Below are 17732 nucleotides of genomic sequence, written 5' to 3' on the forward strand. Positions count from 1 at the left end.
CACGGATGAAAGAGGCACAGGAGCGCGACAGCCACCTGCTCGACTACTGGAACGTCCTCCAGAAGCGACGCTGGGTGATCTACACGTCCTTGACCGTCCTGACGGTCACAGTGACGCTCGGGTCGCTGCTGATGCGGCCGATCTACACGGCCACGACCCGCCTGCAGATCGAGCCGGCCGCGCCAAACATCCTGCCGTTCCAGGACGTGATGGCGACCGCTCCCGACCAGCGGAACGACTTCTATCAGACGCAGTACGGGCTCATCCAGAGCCGCCGGGTTGCCCGCGAGGTCATCGCCTCCCTCGGGCTGGACAAGCATCCCGACTTCAAGGCCAATAGTGCTCCGGTAGAGGACCTCGTGGAAGGGAAGCGGATCGATCGCTTCCTCGCAAACCTCAAAGTGGCGCCGGTGCGCAACAGCCGACTGGTGGACGTGTCCTTCTCCTCGCACGATCGCGCGCTTGCCGCCCGGGCGGCGAATCGGGTCGCGGACACCTACATCGCCTTCAACACCAAGGCCGAGTACAACACGTCCGAGCGCGCCACTACCTCGCTCACGCATCAGATCGCCAACCTGCAGGACGAGATCGACGCCAAGGAGAAGGAGCTGCAGGCGTACGCCAAAGACATGGGGATCTTCGTCCTGAACGAGAAGCAGAACATCATCCTGAAAAACTTGAACGACATGAGCGACACCTTCGCACGCGCCCAGGCGGACCGGATCGACAAGGAGGCGCGCTTCGCCGCCCTGCGGCAGGCCAGCCCGGTTGACCTTCCCGAAGTCATGGACAGCAAGCTGATCCAGGACCTGACCGCCAAATCCGCCGAGCTGACCCGGCGGCATGCCGAGTTGTCGAAGAAATACAAGTCGGACTGGCCTGAGATGACCCGGCTGCGTGGCCAGAGCGAGGAGACCGACGCGCGCTTGCAGGCCGAGCGCCGGTCGATCTATGACCAGGTGCTGGGGGCGGCGGAAAGCGCCTACATGGCGGCGCGCAACAAGGAAACCTACCTGGCCCGGGCGATCGAAGACCTCAAGCGCCAGTCGCAGGAGTTTGGGCTCAAGGAGATCCAGTACAACAACCTGAAGGCGCAGGTGGCCAACAAGCGCGGCACCCTCGAAGCGCTGGTGCGTCGCCAGAGCGAAACCAGCTCGTCGGCTGGCCTCAATGATCTCGTTTCCGGCAACGTGCGAATCGTCGACCCTGCCGAGTTGCCGGCGCGGCCCAGCTCCCCCAGGATCCTGCTCAATATCTTCCTGAGCATCGTCACAGGCCTCGGTCTCGGAGTCGGCCTGGCGTTCTTCTTCGAGTATCTCGACAAGTCGGTCAAGACAGCGGAGGAGATGCACGAGGCGACGGGCCTGCCGACCATCGGCCTGGTCCCGAGCCTCCAGACGGAGGGGGGGCGGCTGCGGATCATTAGGGCCAACGGCAAAGAGCCGCCCCCGGGTGTGCACGTCGAGCTCATCTCGCGCGACGATCCCAAATCGAAGATCGCGGAGGCGTTCCGGGAAATCCGGACCGCCCTCCTGGTATCCCAGCCGGGCGGGGCGCCGCGCACCATCCTGATCGCCAGCACGCAGCCGGGGGAAGGGAAGACGGCCGTCTCCCTGAACCTGGCGATCACCCTGGCGCAGATGGGGAAGCGGGTCCTTCTCGTGGACGGCGACCTGCGTCGCCCTAGGCTCCACAAGCTGCTGGAGGTGGAAAACGTCCGGGGGCTGTCGAACTACCTGAGCGGGGCCGGTACGATCTGGCCGGAGCCGTGCAACACGGGCGTTCCCGGCCTCGACATCATACCGAGCGGCCCCATTCCGCCCAACCCTGCGGATCTGCTCGACACCGAGCGCTTCGGTCAGTTGCAGTCCGAGCTCGAGGCGCACCGATACGACCATGTCATCTACGACTCGCCCCCTATCCTGGCCGTGGCCGATCCGGCCATCATGGCCGGCCGGATCGAAGCCGTGCTGGTCGTCGTGCACGCGGGGGTCACGGGGAAGGACGCCCTGGGCCACGCGGCCCGCAAGCTCGCGCAGGTCAAAGCCAAGGTCCTCGGGTGCGTCCTCAACCAGGTCGATCTGTCGCAGCAGGGGTACTACGGATACGGATACAAGCGTTACTACGGAGAAGAAACCGACAAGCTTCCGGCGCCTCGGCCTGAGGTCCAGCGCAGGCCGCCGGAGCAGACGCTTCAAGGCTGAGGATCACGAAACACCGGGGCCCTCATGTCGATCCAGCGGATCCTCACCTACGGTCTATGCGCGGTCCTGATCCTCGCGCCGCTGCCGTTCGGCTCGGTTCAACCTGGCCCGACGGCCCTGCTGGTCGCGGCCTGCTGCCTGCTGGGGATTCTCTGGATCGTGTGGAGGACCCGGCGCGGGCTCGCGCCGGTCCCCTGGAAGGACCCGGTCCTCGCCGCCGGCGCCCTGATCGCCCTCCTGGGCGTGCTTCAGACCATCCCGCTTCCCCGTCCAGTCCTCAAAGCGATTTCACCGCGCGCGGTTGAGTTTCGCCAGCGCTACGAGCCGGCGTCTGCGTCTTCCGAGGGTGACAGCAGCCGGCGGCCGGTCTCGCTGTACCCCTGGGCGACACGGCAGGCGATCCTCAAACTCGCCGCCTTCTGGCTGGTGCTGCTCGTGACCATCGACCTGGCCGCGGTGGGCCCGGCACACCGCACCCTGGCCGCGGTGCTCGTCGCCAGCGGCGGTTTCCAGGCGATCTATGGTCTCGCGGAGTATTTCAGCGACCATCAGCACATCTTCGGCTACGCCAAGAAGTATTACACCAACGTCGCGACCGGCACGTTCATCAACCGCAACCACTTCGCCGGGTATCTGGAGCTGACCATTCCTCTGGCGATTGCCCTGGCGGCTACCGCGTTTGCGCGGCTGAAGACCAACGGACTGGGTCTTGGACAGCGCCTTGCGACCCTTCCCGGCCAGCAGCTTTTCAAGATTGGCACCCTGCTGGTGCTGGCCCTCACGATGGCCACAGCTCTCGTCTGCTCGGGCTCGCGGATGGGGATCGCCAGCACGCTCCTGGCGCTGCTCTCCGTGGGGCTCGTTCTCGCCTGGCGCGGGCGCGGCAAGGGGTTCATCGTGGCGGCCTTCGCGGTCGCCGGCGCCACGCTCCTGCTGTTCAGCCAGGGGGACGCCGGCGGTTCGATCGTGGGTCGCTTCGTCGGCATCGGCGCGGATCTGAGCCATGGAGTGGGGCGCTGGGGAATCTGGACTCAGGCGCTTTCGATGGTCCAGGCGTTTCCGATCGCCGGAGTCGGCTTGGGCGTCTTCCCGGACGTTTTCCCGGCGTTTCGAAGGTCCGGTGAAGGAATCTACCTGGATCACGCGCACAATGACTTTCTGGAGTACGCGGCCGAGACGGGTGCCGTCGGCTGCGTCGTTCTGGCGGTGGCGGTGCTCCTCGTCATGCTGGCCGTGCTCCGCCGGCCCGCCGGCCTGCGAGACTTTGGCCTCTTCGGTTACGCCGCCATCGGGTCGGTCCTCGCGATCGCGCTTCACTCGATCACCGACTTCAATCTCGCCATCCCGGGCAACGCGCTCACCGTGTCGGTGCTCCTCGGCATGGTGATCTGCTGGACCAGGCCGCCGTCGCTCGTCCTGGCGCTCGACCGGGAGCCCCCCCGACCCTGGTTGGCGAAGAGCCTCCTGCCGGCGGCCGTGATCTCCGGCCTGGCCTGCCTGGCGCTCTCACCCTTGCGGCCCGACGTCACTCTGCAGGACACCAGCCGCGAAGATGAATCACCTGGGGCGCTCGCTTCGTTCACGGACCCGCATTCCGAGAGGCCAGGAGGGGCCGAGGCAGTCACCTCCGGAGGCAACGCCGAGCGGATGTTCCGGGCAGCATCCAATCTCGGTGCTGGCGCGACGCAGGACCTGCAAGTTCTCATCAGGGCGAAGTCAGAGGGCCAGAAGACCTCGGAGGTCGCAGCGCGCTACATCGAGGCCCGGCTGCGGAATGCCATCGATCTGCAGAGGCTCGGACTGCGGCAGCTGCCGACGTCGTCGGGCGGACATGTGGCGCTCGGGCATCTGCAACTCAGTCGCTGCGCGGCCGAGGCGCTCCTGAGCCAAGCTGAGGTCGACTGCGTGCAGCAGGCCATGCCCGAGTTCCTGCGGGGGTTGGAGCTGAATCCCGTCGGCGCCACGACCCATGCCGGAGTGGCCTCGATCCTCCTGGCCGCCTGGCCCGCGATGAACCAGGCTCAGCGCGCGAACGCACGTCCGGTCATCGAGCGGGCCGTCACCATGAACAGGGGTAACCGCGAGTTGCGACAGCAGGCGGCTTCGATCGAGACGATTCAGAGGCCCGTGCCATGACACGCTCCGGGGGGCCCGGGGTGGCTACATGAAGATTCTCCTCGTCAACCGCTATCTCTACCGCAGGGGAGGAGACACAACCTACACGATATCCTTGGCGCGACTCTTGCAAGATCGCGGTCATCAGGTCCTCTGCTTCGGGCTGGATTCTCCGGAGAACGATCCTGCCCTAAACGCTCCTATCCTGTTGAAGCCGATCGACTTTCCCGAGCTTTTCGATCGCGGAAGCATCGCAGCTGGCATCAAAGTGCTTCGCCGCACGATCTACTCGAGAGAGGCGGCCACGAGCATGGGTGAGCTCCTGGACGCGCAACGGCCGGACATCGTCCACCTGCAGAACATCCACCATCACCTCAGCCCATCGGTGATTGTGGCCGCATCCACGCGTGCCATCCCAGTGGTGTGGACGCTTCACGACTTCTCTGTGATTTGCCCTAACGGCAATCTGTTCACCCGCGGTCGTGTGTGCGATGAGTGCCGACCGGTTCGCTTCCACCGCATGGTAGTGAACCGCTGCAAGCGCGGGTCGCTCCCCGCCAGCGCCGTCGCAGCCCTCGAAAGCGCCGTGCACCGCGCCATGCGGCTGTTCGACTCGGTCGATCTGTTCCTCACCCCCAGTCGCTTTTTGGCGGACAAACTGCGCGAATTCAATTTCTATCCCAGGAAAGTGGTTCACCTGGACAACTTCTTGGTAACCCCATCTGTAAATGTAAACGAAGCGTTGCCTACGTCTTCGACAGACGAATCGCGGCGTGATTTCGGTTACGTCCTGTACGCTGGACGACTGACAGAGGACAAGGGTATTCACACCCTTCTAGCATCAGTCCCCAAGTGGAGAGATGTCAGCTTAAAGATAGCCGGGGACGGCCCGATGCGACAAGCCGTCATTGAAGCTTGCGAGCGTCAACCGCGAATACAGTATTTGGGCCAGGTCAGAGAAGAAACAGTCCACCAATTGCTACTGGGGTCCATAGCGGCTGTGGTCCCTTCCGTGTGTTACGAGAACCAGCCCTACGCCGTACTGGAGGCATTTGCCGCGGGGAGACCTGTGGTCGGTACTGGTCACGGATCTCTACCGGACCTGATAAGCAACGGACAACACGGACTGACGTTCGAAGCAGGAGATCCTGATGATCTGGCGCGCGCCGTCATTCATCTTGCTGGTGATCCTAAGGCCGCGATTGCGATGGGCGCGGCAGGGCGTCTGCTCGTCGAAACCCGCTTCTCACCTCAGGCACACTATGAACGCCTGATGGCACTGTATGACCGGGCGCGCTCCAGGGGGGTGACTGATGCGGCCTGAGCTGAAAGACCTAGTCATTGAAGTCATCGACACCTGTAATGCGCGCTGCGTGATGTGCAACATCTGGAAGAACGAAGACGAGCACCGAGTTCCCGATGTGGCGGTCGAGCAGTTGCCCACAACGCTTACCAACATCAATATTTCTGGGGGCGAGCCATTTCTGCGCGCCGACCTCTCACAACTTGTGGCGCGCATCAAGAAACGCTGCCCAAAGGTGCGGATCATCATCTCGAGCAACGGTTTCCTCCCAGAGCGAATCGAATCACAGATGCGCGACATTCTGAAAGTCGATCCGGAGGTTGGCGTGGGAATCTCGATCGACGGGCGCGACGGGCTGCACGACCGGATCCGAGGAATTCCGAATGGCTTCAGAAAATGCATGGAAACGGTCCGCCGCCTTAAGGGCTTGGGTGTGGGTAGCCTTCGTCTCGCCTTCACCGCCACGGAAGCCAATGTGGCGGGGCTCGCCGAGGTGCACCGTCTCGCGAAGGAAGTCGGGGCCGAGTTCTCCTGCGCGGTGGCGCACAACTCGGGGATTTACTTCCGGACGAACGAGAACAATACGCTTGACGCCGAAGTCCTGCGCGGCCAGCTCAACGCCATTGGGGCGGACGACCTCCGAGGATGGAAGATCAAGCGCTGGGTGCGTGCCTTCTTCTACCAGGGCCTTCTCGACAAAGCGCGGGACCTTCCGCGCCGTATCCCCTGCACCGCCGCGGGCAAGTCGGCCTTTCTCTCCTCCTCCGGGCACTTGCACCCCTGCAACATGCTGGAGACGCGCCTGGGCGATCTCAGGACGCAGTCGTTCGAGGATATATGGAGCTCGGAGAATACCGAGGAGGTCCGGCGCTTCGCCCCGACGTGCAGCGTCAACTGTTGGATGGTATGCACGGCGCGCGAGTCGATCAAGGCGCATCCTCTCGCGGTCATGCGCTGGGTTGCCGCCGGCAAGATGCGTGCGCACACGGGAAGGGAGATCTACCAATGAAGATCGCCATGCTGGGCTCGCGGGGCCTTCCGGCCACCCACGGCGGCGTCGAGAGGGCCGTGGAGGAGCTAAGTGCGCGCCTGGCGGACCGCGGCCATGACGTCACGGTATTCTGCCGGCCCGCCTATTGCGCAGAGCGATTGCCAACTCACCGTGGCGTGCGGCTACGCCGCCTGCCCGCCATCCCGACCAAGCACCTAGAGGCAGCGAGCCACACCTTCCTGGGAGCGTTGGCGGCCGCCGTAGGGGACTACGACGTTGTGCACATCCACTCGATCGGCCCGGCGCTGTTCGGCTTGATCCCGCGCTTGGCGGGCAAGAGGCTGGTGGTAACCGTGCACGCCCTCGACTGGAAGCGCCGCAAATGGGGCCTTCTGGCGCGACTGGCGCTGCGCGCTGGCGCGCGCTCGGCAACGCTGTTCCCCCATGCGACCATCGCCGTTTCACGCGCAGCGCAGCGTCATCTCAAAGAGGCCTACCGCAGGGAGCCTCTCTATCTTCCAAATGGGGTCTCTTTCCACGGCAACGGCAGGCAAGTAGCCTCAGCTGAGGCCGCGCCAGGGCAGCCACCATATCTACTGTTCCTGGGCCGTCTGGTCCCCGAGAAACGAGTGCACGATCTGATCGCTGCGTTTCGGGCTTGGGATACGGAGGCGCGGCTCCTAATCGCCGGAGATGGGCAGTTCAGCAACGGTCACGTAGGGTCGCTGCGCCGACAGGCTTCCGGAGACTCCCGCATTGCGTTCACAGGGGGCGTGTACGGCGAACGCAAGGAGGCACTCCTGGCCGGCGCCGCCGCCCTGGTGAACCCTTCCGAGCTGGAAGGGCACCCGATCGTGGTCCTTGAGGCGCTGGCGCATGGCTTGCCCGTCGTCGTCAGTGACATCGAGGAGCACCGAGAGATCCTAGAGGCCGAGGAAGGAAACGGTTTCCTGGGCCTGACCTTCCGTACTGGCGATCGTGTCGATCTCCGTGGCGCATTGGCCAGGTCCCTCTCCCTGGACGGCGATCCGGACGCCCCCGCCGCCCGCCGGCGGTTCGTGGCGGAACGCTTCGAGTGGGGCCGGATCGCGGCCGCCACCGAACAAGTGTACCGAACCATAGTCCTTGGCCGACGTCGGCCATGCTGAAGGAACGCGCGAGGCAGGTCTCCATCGTGGTAGCCGGCCTCGACCTTCTGCTCCTGGTGGTCTCGTACCTCGGGGCGTACCTAATCCGGACCTCCCTTCTGCCGCGACACTTCCCCTATCTCGAGTACGTCCCGATCACCCCCTACCTCTGGATGCTGCTCGTGTCGCTTCTGCTGTTCCACCTGCTGTTCCGGAGCCTTCGCGTCTACGACTCGATCCGTACTATGTCATTCTCCGGCATCGTCCTCCTGATCTCACGGCCGTTTCTGATCGCTGGGCCGATCCTGGGCAGCCTGATCTTCCTGGTACAGGACAAGACCTACAGTCGCTCGATTTTCGTCGGTTTCCTCGGCATCTATTTCGTCCTCATCCTGCTGGAAAAACTTTGCATCAAGGCGGTGCAGAACCAGGTCCGCCTTCGTGGCCTCAATTATCGCAACATCCTGCTGGTGGGAGTGGGCGAGGACGCGGCGCATCTCGGTCGTCTCCTAGAACGGCACGCCTACCTGGGGATGCGGGTTACGGGACACGTGACGCTCGAAGGTGAGCCCGAAGCCCGCGGTATACCGGGGCCAGTCCTCGGCACCGTTGAGGACCTCCCCGGCATCCTCGATCGGCACGTCGTGGACGAGGTGTTTTTCGCCGTCAGGGCGGAAGATCTGCCCGGGCTGGAGCGCCACATCTGGGCCTGCGAGGAGGTTGGCGTGCGGGTCCACCTGAAAGTCGACTTCGTGAGCACGCTTCTGTCGCGGACGTACGCCAGCGACGTCGAGGGGATTCCGATCTTGACCTTCAGTTCGACCCCCCACACCGCCGGAGCAGTCGTGATCAAGCGAAGCATCGATGTCGCCCTGTCGCTCGCCGGACTTCTCGTGCTGAGCCCCGTTTTCCTATTGATCGCCCTAGCGATCAAGTTGACCAGCCCGGGCCCCGTGCTCTACCGCCAAGTGCGAGCCGGGCTGAACGGCCGTACCTTCGTCCTCCTGAAGTTCCGCTCCATGTGCCGCGACGCCGAGGCCGGCCGTCAGACCCTGGCGGCCTTCAATGAGATGACCGGGCCGGTCTTCAAAATGAAGCACGACCCGCGGGTTACCTCGGTCGGCAGATTCTTGCGCTGGTTCAGCCTGGACGAGTTGCCGCAACTTTGGAGTGTCCTGAAGGGCGATATGAGCATCGTCGGCCCGCGCCCGCCCCTCCCGGAGGAAGTGGTCGCCTACCGACGCTGGCAGCGCCGCCGCCTTAGCATGAAGCCGGGCCTGACCTGCCTCTGGCAGGTGAACGGCCGCAATCAGATCGATTTCGAGGAGTGGATGAAGCTGGACATGGCATACATCGACAACTGGTCGCTTTCTCTCGACTTGAAAATCCTGGCACGCACCGTCTCCGCCGTTCTCCTAGCGCGCGGGGCGCGCTAACCATGACACTTCTGCCGTCTGCACTCGAGGTGACGGAGGTCGATCGACAATCCGCCAGGGACTATGAACACCTGCGTGCTCCCGAGGTCTACGCGGCGTCCTTCCGGCTCGTGGAACCGTATTTCCTCGGCAGGCGCACGCTGGATCTGGGATGCGGCACCGGTGTCTACCTGAAGCGCCTAGCGCCCGGTTCCGTGGGTATTGACTACTCAGTCCCCAATCTCCGGGAGTCTCAATCCATCGGGCTCTCGGTCATTCGGTGTGACCTGAACGATCGACTGCCATTCGCGAACGGTTCCTTCGAGGGCGTGTTGATCTCACACACGTTAGAGCACGTCGATGCACCAATTCGCCTGCTGCGGGAAGCGGCACGTGTGCTCATGCCAGGTGGTGTGCTGGCGATCGCGCTTCCCTTCGAGCGCAGTCTCGTGAGGCTGGCGCTCAGGGATGATTACTTCCGAGGCCACCCGACGCATTTTTACTCATTCAGCGTGCCCTGTCTCGATCAACTGACGTCGGCATGCGGCCTGCGGCGCATCAGGATCGTCCTCGATCCACCGCTCATCAGAAGGCTCCGGATCTGGCCCGTCCTCAATTTCTTCCAGGTCCTGCCATTCTCAATTGCCCGTTGGTTCTGCGGCAATTTCTGGTATCTTGCCCGGAAGGCCGGGACATAGGATGCCGTGTTAAAGGTTGCTGTCGTCCAGCGTTTCTGTGCTCCCTACCGCATCCCCGTTTTCCGGGCGCTTGCATCACGGCCAGGCATCGATCTCACGCTGTTTTACGGCCGCGGGGCCAATGGAGGACAGTGGCAGCAGGCGTCCGTGGATACAGGCGTGAGTTCCGTGCGCCTGTTCACGCTTTCAGCCAGATTTGGCCTCGATGAGCGACACTACCTCCTCGCAGTTCACCCCGGGCTACTGCGACGCCTGGCAGGTGGCGCTTTTGATGTCGTCCTCGCGGAGGGCACGACCAACATCCTGGACAATGTTGGTCTGGTTGCATGGTGCCGCCTCTCAGGGACGCCTCTTGTGTTCTGGGACTCGGGACGCCCCCCGTCTGAACCGAAGCGCCTAGGCAGAAGAATCATCGACCCCCTCGCCCGATGCCTATTGCGCAGAGCGGACGCAGTGGTCACATACGGGCGATCTACGGTCCTGTATTTCGAGAGAATTGGACTCGAGCCTGGCGCAGTCTTTGTGGCCCCCAACACGGTGGATTTACGGCCCCTGGAAGTGGAGCATGATGCGTGGGAAGGCCGAAAAGAAGAACTGACCGCCCTCAAGCAAGGATTGAATCTGGAGGGGCGCAGGGTCCTCCTGCACATAGGCTCGCTGCAGAAGGGCAAGCCTCTCGATTCATTGATGGACGCCTATGAGGAGCTCTCCACTGTTTCGGGGGCGCTTGGAATGATCGTCATCGGCGATGGCGACGATAGAACACGCCTCGAGAAGGTGGTTGGGGACCGCGCGCTCGAAGGGGTCCGATTCCTCGGCCGACAGATCTCGGGGCTCGCGAAGTATGCCTTGATTTCGGATGTGGCAGTGTTCCCGCACGGAGCGACTCTGGGGATCATCACCACGTTGGCGCTTGGCTTGCCGGTCGTAGCAGCGTGTGGACGAAGCCCCGAGCACGAAGCCATCGTGGAGGGTGTCAATGGATCGTTGGCGGCGTTAGGGGATACTGCCGATTTGGCGCGCACTCTGGGAGACATTCTCAGCGGCAGAGTCCGCTTTGCTTCTTCTCAACAGATCCGGGCGATGGTTCATCGCGACTTCTCATTGCACAGAATGGTGGACGGCTTGGAGAGTGCTCTTCGATATGCAGTTGCCACCAAGGCCACCAGCGTTCCCTCGATGGACAAACAAATGCGGGGGCCCAAGTGACACAAGAGAGCCAGACGGAAGATCAGACCGAGCGAGCGGTGACCTCGCCGCTCCACGTGCTGGTTGTCCTGCCCGGCCTGGAGATGGGCGGAAGCGAGAAGGCAACCTGCCGCCTTCTGAATGCGATCGACAGGAAGCTGATTCGGATGTCGGTTGCTGTGTTCAAGAGCAGTGGGGCCTGCCTAAGGCTCGTGCCCGAGGATGTCCCCGTCCACATCCTTGGTCCGCATTCCGGCCTGAAAAGGATCAGGACTGTCCTGAGACTGGCACGTCTCGTTCGCCGCGAGCGCGTCGAAGTCGTTTATGCAGTCCTGGACAGCGCAAATATCGTTGCTTTGTTCGCCCGGCTGCTGGGCATCCTCCCAACCCCGCTGTTGATCGGAGTTCGCTGCAACTACCGTTGGGGACTGGGAAAGGGCGTGCGCTGGAGACGGGTCAAGAGACTGCTGGTCCGGCTTCTTTATCCGCGAGCCGACCGAATTCTCTGCGTCACGGATGAGGCACTGCGTGTGATTGCCGAGGATTTCGGGGTGCCCAAGAACCGTTGTGACGTCCTGGGAAACGTCGTCCCCAGTGTCGGTCGTCCTTCTCACCCGAGCGACGGCGCAGATGCTCTAGGCGATTGGCTGTCGGGCGCTGTCCCACTGTTTCTGGCCATAGGACGGCTGATCGAGGTCAAGCAGTTTGACAAGCTCCTTGAGGCATTCCAGCTTGTGCGGAACGAGACTGCCGCCCGTCTTCTGATCATCGGGGAAGGTCCCGACCGCCCCCGTCTAGAGTCCCTGGTTCATAGACTGGGGTTGTCTGATCAGTGCCGACTGCCAGGCGAGATTCTCGATCCGATGCCCTGCATGCAGCGCGCCGCCAGTCTTGTGGTCACTAGTCGTGCCGAGGGGTTCCCAAACGTGGTGGCCGAGGCACTGGCCTGCGGTCTGCGGGTGATCAGTTTCGATTGGGCGGAGCCTGTGGTGAGAATGATCGAGGCGACCAAGCTCGGAGAGGTCGTACAGCGCGATAACCATGAAGCGCTTGCCAGCGCCATGCTCCGAGTATTGCAGGTAGGACCCGCGTTCGGGGAAGATGGGGTAAACGGGCCCTACCTCACGAATCACAGTATGGGCACCGAGCCTGGCGCATACGAACGCGTATTTGTCTCTGTGGCTCGGGCCGGGGTCATCAGGAGTCGTGGCCCGGTCCGCGCATTCGCCGAGCGATGAACACAACAATCTCGAGAATGGTTCTCCTGCATCCGTCCAGACGACGGCAGGTGCTGTCGCTTTCGGCTCAGCTCGGCCTAATTCTCCTGGCCGCATACGCCCATCTTCGCTCGCCAATCGTCACCACTGGCCTGGTGTTGCTGGGCCTTCTGTCGCTCGCTTTCATCGAGTCTCCGAGAGTTCTCGCGCTGGGGTTCCTTGCGTGTTTACCCGTTCTTCAGACCTTCGGAACGCAACTGTCAGTTTATGGTGAGGGCAGCGACTTGTTGCTGAACGTGATGGGAGCCTGCAACCTTCTCCTGCTTGGCGCGGGAAGTCTCGCTCTCTTTTGGCGGAGATCCGAGGTGGAGTGGAGGCGTCTGGGTCCGATCATCGCGTTCACCGGATATCTTTTGCTGACCATCGCCTCCTCACCCGAGCCTCAGCTCAGCGTTCGGAACTGGATTGCCTACGCCGTTCCGCTGTACCTGGCACTGCTCATCTCCGCTGACAGGGACCCCGCTCGGCTGGTGACGAAGGGAATCGTGGCGCTGGCGGTGTGTGCTGGAACGTCCGGCTTGATGGGACTCTGGCAAGTGGCGACATGGAACCTGACGTATCAGTTCAACGGCATGCCCAGAATCCCCGGTGGTCACGGATACCCCAACGCTTTCGCCATGTTTCTCGTCCTGTGCATCATGGCTTCGCTACTGATGACGTCTCGATCGAGGGTGGCAGGTAGAACCGCGCTGTCCATGGCAACCCTTGGGCCGCTGTTCGCCCTCCTGCTGTTTACATTCTCACGCACGGGATGGATCGTATTGCTGGCTTGCTTGATAACCTGCTGGCTGATGCTGGGCAAGAAGCTCGCGAGCTCGCTCCTGCTTTGGTCTCTCTTTCTGGGCCTTCTCTCCAGCTATCTCGTCCCGATCGTAATGAATCGATTTCAGCCTGACAGCTCTTATTACCAGCGCTTTGTATTGGCTCGGATCGGCTGGGACCTGTTTAAGGATGCTCCACTGATGGGTCACGGGGTGGGTTCGTTCCAGGTCATGTCGCGCGAGTTCCTCGGAACTGTTGTGGAGCGTCATGGCGTGCCCTTGGGCCTCGTGCCGCACAATGATGTGATCCGCTTCATGGTGGAGGGGGGCCTCGTCGGGCTGGCTCTGTACTTCGGAGTTCTCGCTCGTTGCGCGAGCATCGGGTGGCACCTTTTTAGATCAGGTGACGAAAGGAATCGACTGTTCGGCGCGTTTCTCGTCAGTGCGACAACAGGGACATTCGTCTTTGGGCTAGGAGGTCAGGGCCTGGCGTATGCGGCTCCGTATCTTTTGGCCGCGACAGGCCTTGGTGCAGGGCTGATGCGGCACCAGAAGGTCGTCTGAGTCCTGAATCCCGTGTCTAAGCTGACCATCACGTCTGCGCCGCGCGGCTGCGTTCTCAGTCCGGTACATGGTCTGCGCGCTGGGCCATCTGCAGGCCTTCAAGGACAAGCTCGACTCGATTTGCGAGGGAGGCGACCGTAAAGTCTGACAATCGGTCCTCGCGAAGGATGCCCCCCCGCGTGTTCCCCATGATGGTCAATATGGCCTCACGTAATGCCCGCGCATCGGACGGGTCGACGACGATTCCGGCTCCGAGGTGCCGGATGAGCCGACCCGCTTCAGAATTGTCTGGAGCCAGGCAGAGTATGGGGCGCTCGGTCGCAAGATAATCGTAGATCTTCGCTGGGATGTCGGCGGAGTGCTCTGGCGCCACGACTATCAGAAGTGCGCGAGCCATCTGCATCCTAGGTCGGATCCGGGTATAGGAAAGAGGCGCCTCGACACGCAGATAGGACCTTGCCTGGGGCGATACCTCAAGAAATGCCTGCGTGGTGCGATCCAAAGTCCCTCGGACCTCCACAATGAGATGTCGTGGTTCGAGAAGAGCTTCTCGTTCGAGGGCCTGGAGTGCGTTGAGCACGGGAATGAGCGTTCTGCCACCATAAAGATTGCCCGCGTGGAGAATGAAGGGAGTCTCACCGGAAGCCGACTGGGATGTCAGGTGGGCATGAGGCTCATCGATTGCATTCGGAAGCCAGGAGACTTTCGACGGCGATGAAGGACAAATCGAGTCTTGGTAATGCTGGGCCCGTGTCGGGCTGGCGAAAAAGACGTGCGTGGCTCTGCGGGCGATGGCTCTCTCGAGGAAGCGCTCAAGAGGTCGCCGGAACAGTGGCGGGCGAGACCGAGGATCGGTCTGGCTCGTCCAAGGGTCACGATAGTCAAGGATGAGACTGCAGCCACTCCGGAGGGAGAGAAGCCAGCCAATCACCAATGACGAAAACGGCCTCGCCATGGCAAAGATAGCGTGGGGCCGCTGTTGCTGAACGAGTTTGAGAGCCGCGGGCAGAACGAAGGGAGCCCAGCCGATCAAGGGATCGGGGAGGCACATTTCCCTGATGACTCTGCCCCGCAGGTGACGGATCCGTGCCGCGACGATTGCGCCCTCTTCGGTACGTGAAGTTGGGCCGTGCAATCCTATTGGTGGTACTCCCGGCAGCCAGGCTTTGACACGCACGATGTTCAATGCCTCTGTCCCTTCCAACAGGGTTTCATCGGTGAATTCGCTCAGCCGTGCCGAGGATTGCAGATCCAAAGTGAGGATGGTCATTCTCCAACCAATTGCTGCAAGGCGACGCGCAAGGCGCAGCGCACGCTTCGCCCCGACTCTCCCGGATGGGGGAAAATAGGGAGCCAGCATCAGTACATTCTTGGACCCAGAGGGAATCACCGCACGATGCTCCTAGGTTGCCCGCTCGTAGAGTGCCACGATCCATCCAGCGGCAACACGCCATCGCGGCGTCGTTCGGGCGAGGAGCTTGATGGTGCGCAGCATCCAGACCTGCGCTCTGGTGGGAGAAAAATTGGTCCTGCGACACCGAGGGCAGGTGGCATTCGGTGCCCACGTGTAGCAGTCCAGGCCCATGGTGCGAAGCCAGACGGGCAGACGTTCCGCAACTGAATGGGTGTGCGATGTCTGGGCTATGTGCTTGAGACGTGCTCCGGGGACCAATTGGGCCATGTCACCGGAATCAAAAGCCCTGAGGTGGTTGTAAACGTGAAAAGGAGAGTGACACGCAGGGCAGCGCGTGAGTCGGGCCTGTAAATCCTCACCGTTAGGCACAGAAATGAGGATGTGCTGGCGGGAGACCCGGGCGATTTCTGCGCAGGCCTTTTGTCCCAGTTCCAGCGGAAGGTGCTCAAGGACCTCGAACGCGGTGACCAGATCAAATGACCTTTCCTTGAAGGGAAGGTGAGTCAGGGAGCCGCAGACACCGGGCAGCCCGAGGTCACGCAGACCCTTCCTGCTCGTGTCACACCCCACGACCCATCGTTGTGAAGCAATGCGCCGTGTAAGTACGCCATTACCGCATCCGGCGTCGAGGACGGTTGAACCGGTTGCAGGAACCAACGACAGCGAAAGCGAAGCTCTTTCTTCTTGCTTGGGATCGATTGAGAGATCCCAACGCGCACTGTGTTCGAAGATCGTGGAGTCGTATTCTCGCGCTCCACCAACCCCGGGGGGCGTGGTCATGAGAACACCCTCAAGGTAAGCCAGCGCCGGGCAAGGGCCCAGTCCTCGTCATCGGCCAGTTTGAAGGCCATCGCCAGACCGATGAACGCAAGCATGAAACCTGCGATTCCAGCGACAATCGACCATTCGTGGACAGAAGTGAGATGAGCCGCTGCCAACGCCGGGAGAGCGGCAAACCCTGCGGCACCGAACAATTTGAGAGTCTTTATCCAGGGCCAGAGGTCTCTCCAGGAACATTCGAGGCGCAAGCGTATCCTTTGCAACAAATAGATGATGAGCACGACCTGCGTCACCACAGCGCCGACCGCCGGCCCATACCACCCCATAGGATAGATGAGCAAGACTCCGATTATGCCCGCCAGAATCACCGTGAGAATCGTTCCGTAGAGTACTCCGCGGGAATCACCCGTGCCCTGAAGAATCGCACCATAGGATGTGAGTCGCAACGGCAAAAGAAGCAGGTAAATCCGAAAAATCCCCGCCGCTTGGCCGTAGTCTGGACCGTAGAGCCAGGACACCATGTCGGGAGCGATGGCAAAACAAATAAAGAAGATGGGTAGCAAGAGCAACCCCACCTTGATGATCGATCGGTGCCACAAGGGGAGGATCTCTGCCTTTCTTCCGGAACGGTGTAGTTCGGCGAACCTGGGTATAAGAACACGCCCAACCGTATACGGAAGAACCGGTACGACCGGCAGCTCGAGCGCGCCAACGGAGTACACCGCGAGAAGGGCGGGGTTGTAGTAAAGCGAGATGAGGAATCTGTCGAGTTTCTGGTAGACGGTCCCCAACATTGAGTTGGCTCCAAGGGGGAGCGAGTATCCGAGCAGGTCACGCGTCACACCCGTAGGGCTACTGAGATTCAAGCCGCCACTGCAACGCCGCGCGATGACGAGAGTAGCCCCAAGCATCAGGCCCGACAATGCGCTCACGATCCAAACGATAGTGCGCAAACTGGCCCCGCACAGCGCCGGTACCACGATAACGATTCCGTTGATGAGCCCCAGCAGTACGCTGACCAACGCGGCCTGAGCATGCCGGTTCAGGGCGATCAAGAGGAAAGGCAGACATTGTGTCGCCGCTTGGGCTAACGGGTAAAGGCACCCGATCCAGAGCAGAGACCGTAGATCGGAATTGTTGAAGGCATCTGAGATCCAGCCGCCCAATAGCGCGACGGCTAGGACGGCAGCTGTGGTGGTGCCGAGGATAAGGGAGAATGTTCGCCTGATGTATTGAGGTGCGTCGATCTCGATGCGCTTGGGAACGAAGTAGAGGAGACTTTGGGGGAGGCCAAGACTCGTCAAACCTACGAGCGTCCCGAATATCAGTAGGAACTGGCGGTAGGATCCGAAATCCTCTTGGCTTATCGTGCGGGCGAGAGTGACGCCCACCACGAGATCGACGGCGGATTTGATGGCGGTCCCGAAAACTACCAACAGCGTCTTATCCGCCTGGCTCAGGACCATCGGGCGCGTCACTAGGTCTCGGGAGATCATCGGCGCGGATTCTATCCGGAGCGCCGGGGCGATACAACGATTCCTGGGACGCGTCTCGGGCCAGACCCTGCGGACAATGGTCACGAAGTGGAGCATCGTGTTGCCGCCGCCGATTGCCTGGGTCGTGCAACTGGCAATCGCTTCAGCGGCCTTGGTAAGCACGCTGCATCGGTGTTCGATGGAGTCTACTGATCGGCCGGGGAAAAAGGGGCTGGAAAAAGAACCACGTCCATTTTTCTCCTGGTCGATTCCTCTCCTACCGACTAGAATCGATCTCTCGCAAATGCAACCAGGAGGTGCCTGATGAGACAACGCGAGTCGATCGTGAAGGGAATCATCGTCCTGGCAATAATCACAATCGCAGAAGTCGGTGCGGCCCGGGCCCAGGATGCCGCCGGC

The 17732-nt window shown here is 61.9% G+C and carries 12 protein-coding genes; 10 read left to right on the forward strand and 2 right to left on the reverse strand.

Annotated elements, in window-relative coordinates:
- Positions 1-5: 5 nt before the first annotated feature.
- Genes VGV60_09250 through VGV60_09295 form a run of 10 tightly spaced genes read left to right on the forward strand, consistent with a single transcriptional unit; the run spans position 6 to position 13643 of the window.
- Entirely contained in the window at positions 6-2204 is a 2199-nt protein-coding gene (locus VGV60_09250) for a polysaccharide biosynthesis tyrosine autokinase (GenBank protein ID HEV8701442.1), read from the forward strand.
- Positions 2205-2228: 24 nt separating this feature from the next.
- Positions 2229-4340, forward strand: a complete 2112-nt coding sequence (locus VGV60_09255; protein HEV8701443.1) for an O-antigen ligase family protein — start codon at positions 2229-2231, stop codon at positions 4338-4340.
- Between the two features lie 28 nt (positions 4341-4368).
- Positions 4369-5643 carry a glycosyltransferase family 4 protein gene (locus VGV60_09260; GenBank protein ID HEV8701444.1) on the forward strand — a complete coding sequence of 425 codons (1275 nt, stop codon included), beginning with the start codon at positions 4369-4371 and terminating at the stop codon, positions 5641-5643.
- Positions 5633-6631 (forward strand): radical SAM protein, encoded by a 999-nt coding sequence (locus VGV60_09265; protein ID HEV8701445.1) that lies wholly within the window; start codon positions 5633-5635, stop codon positions 6629-6631. Before VGV60_09260 ends, VGV60_09265 begins: the two co-directional genes overlap by 11 nt.
- Positions 6628-7761, forward strand: coding sequence for a glycosyltransferase family 4 protein (locus tag VGV60_09270; GenBank protein HEV8701446.1), 1134 nt, complete (start codon positions 6628-6630; stop codon positions 7759-7761). The genes VGV60_09265 and VGV60_09270 overlap by 4 nt, the downstream gene beginning before the upstream one ends.
- A complete protein-coding gene (locus VGV60_09275) occupies positions 7755-9176 on the forward strand; it encodes a sugar transferase (protein HEV8701447.1) in 1422 nt (473 codons plus the stop codon). Before VGV60_09270 ends, VGV60_09275 begins: the two co-directional genes overlap by 7 nt.
- 2 nt (positions 9177-9178) lie before the next feature.
- The gene (locus VGV60_09280) at positions 9179-9853 is read left to right on the forward strand and encodes a class I SAM-dependent methyltransferase (protein HEV8701448.1); all 675 of its coding nucleotides are present in this window, start codon (positions 9179-9181) and stop codon (positions 9851-9853) included.
- A 6-nt stretch (positions 9854-9859) separates the two neighbouring features.
- Positions 9860-11062: a glycosyltransferase gene (locus tag VGV60_09285; protein ID HEV8701449.1), complete on the forward strand. Its 1203-nt coding sequence runs from the start codon at positions 9860-9862 to the stop codon at positions 11060-11062.
- Between the two features lie 38 nt (positions 11063-11100).
- A complete protein-coding gene (locus tag VGV60_09290; protein ID HEV8701450.1) occupies positions 11101-12279 on the forward strand; it encodes a glycosyltransferase in 1179 nt (392 codons plus the stop codon).
- 17 nt (positions 12280-12296) lie between these two features.
- Complete coding sequence (locus tag VGV60_09295; protein HEV8701451.1) at positions 12297-13643, forward strand: O-antigen ligase family protein; 1347 nt, start codon at positions 12297-12299, stop codon at positions 13641-13643.
- Between the two features lie 55 nt (positions 13644-13698).
- Here the strand turns inward: VGV60_09295 and VGV60_09300 are convergent, their stop codons facing one another.
- Positions 13699-15003 carry a glycosyltransferase gene (locus tag VGV60_09300; protein HEV8701452.1) on the reverse strand — a complete coding sequence of 435 codons (1305 nt, stop codon included), beginning with the start codon at positions 15001-15003 and terminating at the stop codon, positions 13699-13701.
- Positions 15004-15833: 830 nt separating this feature from the next.
- On the reverse strand, positions 15834-17495 hold the full coding sequence (locus VGV60_09305; GenBank protein HEV8701453.1) for an oligosaccharide flippase family protein: 1662 nt from the start codon (positions 17493-17495) through the stop codon (positions 15834-15836).
- Between the last annotated feature and the right edge of the window lie 237 nt (positions 17496-17732).

It is taken from the genome of Candidatus Polarisedimenticolia bacterium (assembly GCA_036001465.1).
Taxonomy (GTDB): domain Bacteria; phylum Acidobacteriota; class Polarisedimenticolia; order Gp22-AA2; family Gp22-AA2; genus Gp22-AA3.

Bases quoted from the DNA above. Each gene is read 5' to 3' on its own strand.
- VGV60_09300 (HEV8701452.1), bottom strand. From the start codon at position 15,003: ATGCTGGCTCCCTATTTTCCCCCATCCGGGAGAGTCGGGGCGAAGCGT.
- VGV60_09250 (HEV8701442.1), top strand. From the start codon at position 6: ATGAAAGAGGCACAGGAGCGCGACAGCCACCTGCTCGACTACTGGAAC.
- VGV60_09295 (HEV8701451.1), top strand. From the start codon at position 12,297: ATGGTTCTCCTGCATCCGTCCAGACGACGGCAGGTGCTGTCGCTTTCG.
- VGV60_09275 (HEV8701447.1), top strand. From the start codon at position 7,755: ATGCTGAAGGAACGCGCGAGGCAGGTCTCCATCGTGGTAGCCGGCCTC.
- VGV60_09265 (HEV8701445.1), top strand. From the start codon at position 5,633: ATGCGGCCTGAGCTGAAAGACCTAGTCATTGAAGTCATCGACACCTGT.
- VGV60_09255 (HEV8701443.1), top strand. From the start codon at position 2,229: ATGTCGATCCAGCGGATCCTCACCTACGGTCTATGCGCGGTCCTGATC.
- VGV60_09280 (HEV8701448.1), top strand. From the start codon at position 9,179: ATGACACTTCTGCCGTCTGCACTCGAGGTGACGGAGGTCGATCGACAA.
- VGV60_09270 (HEV8701446.1), top strand. From the start codon at position 6,628: ATGAAGATCGCCATGCTGGGCTCGCGGGGCCTTCCGGCCACCCACGGC.
- VGV60_09260 (HEV8701444.1), top strand. From the start codon at position 4,369: ATGAAGATTCTCCTCGTCAACCGCTATCTCTACCGCAGGGGAGGAGAC.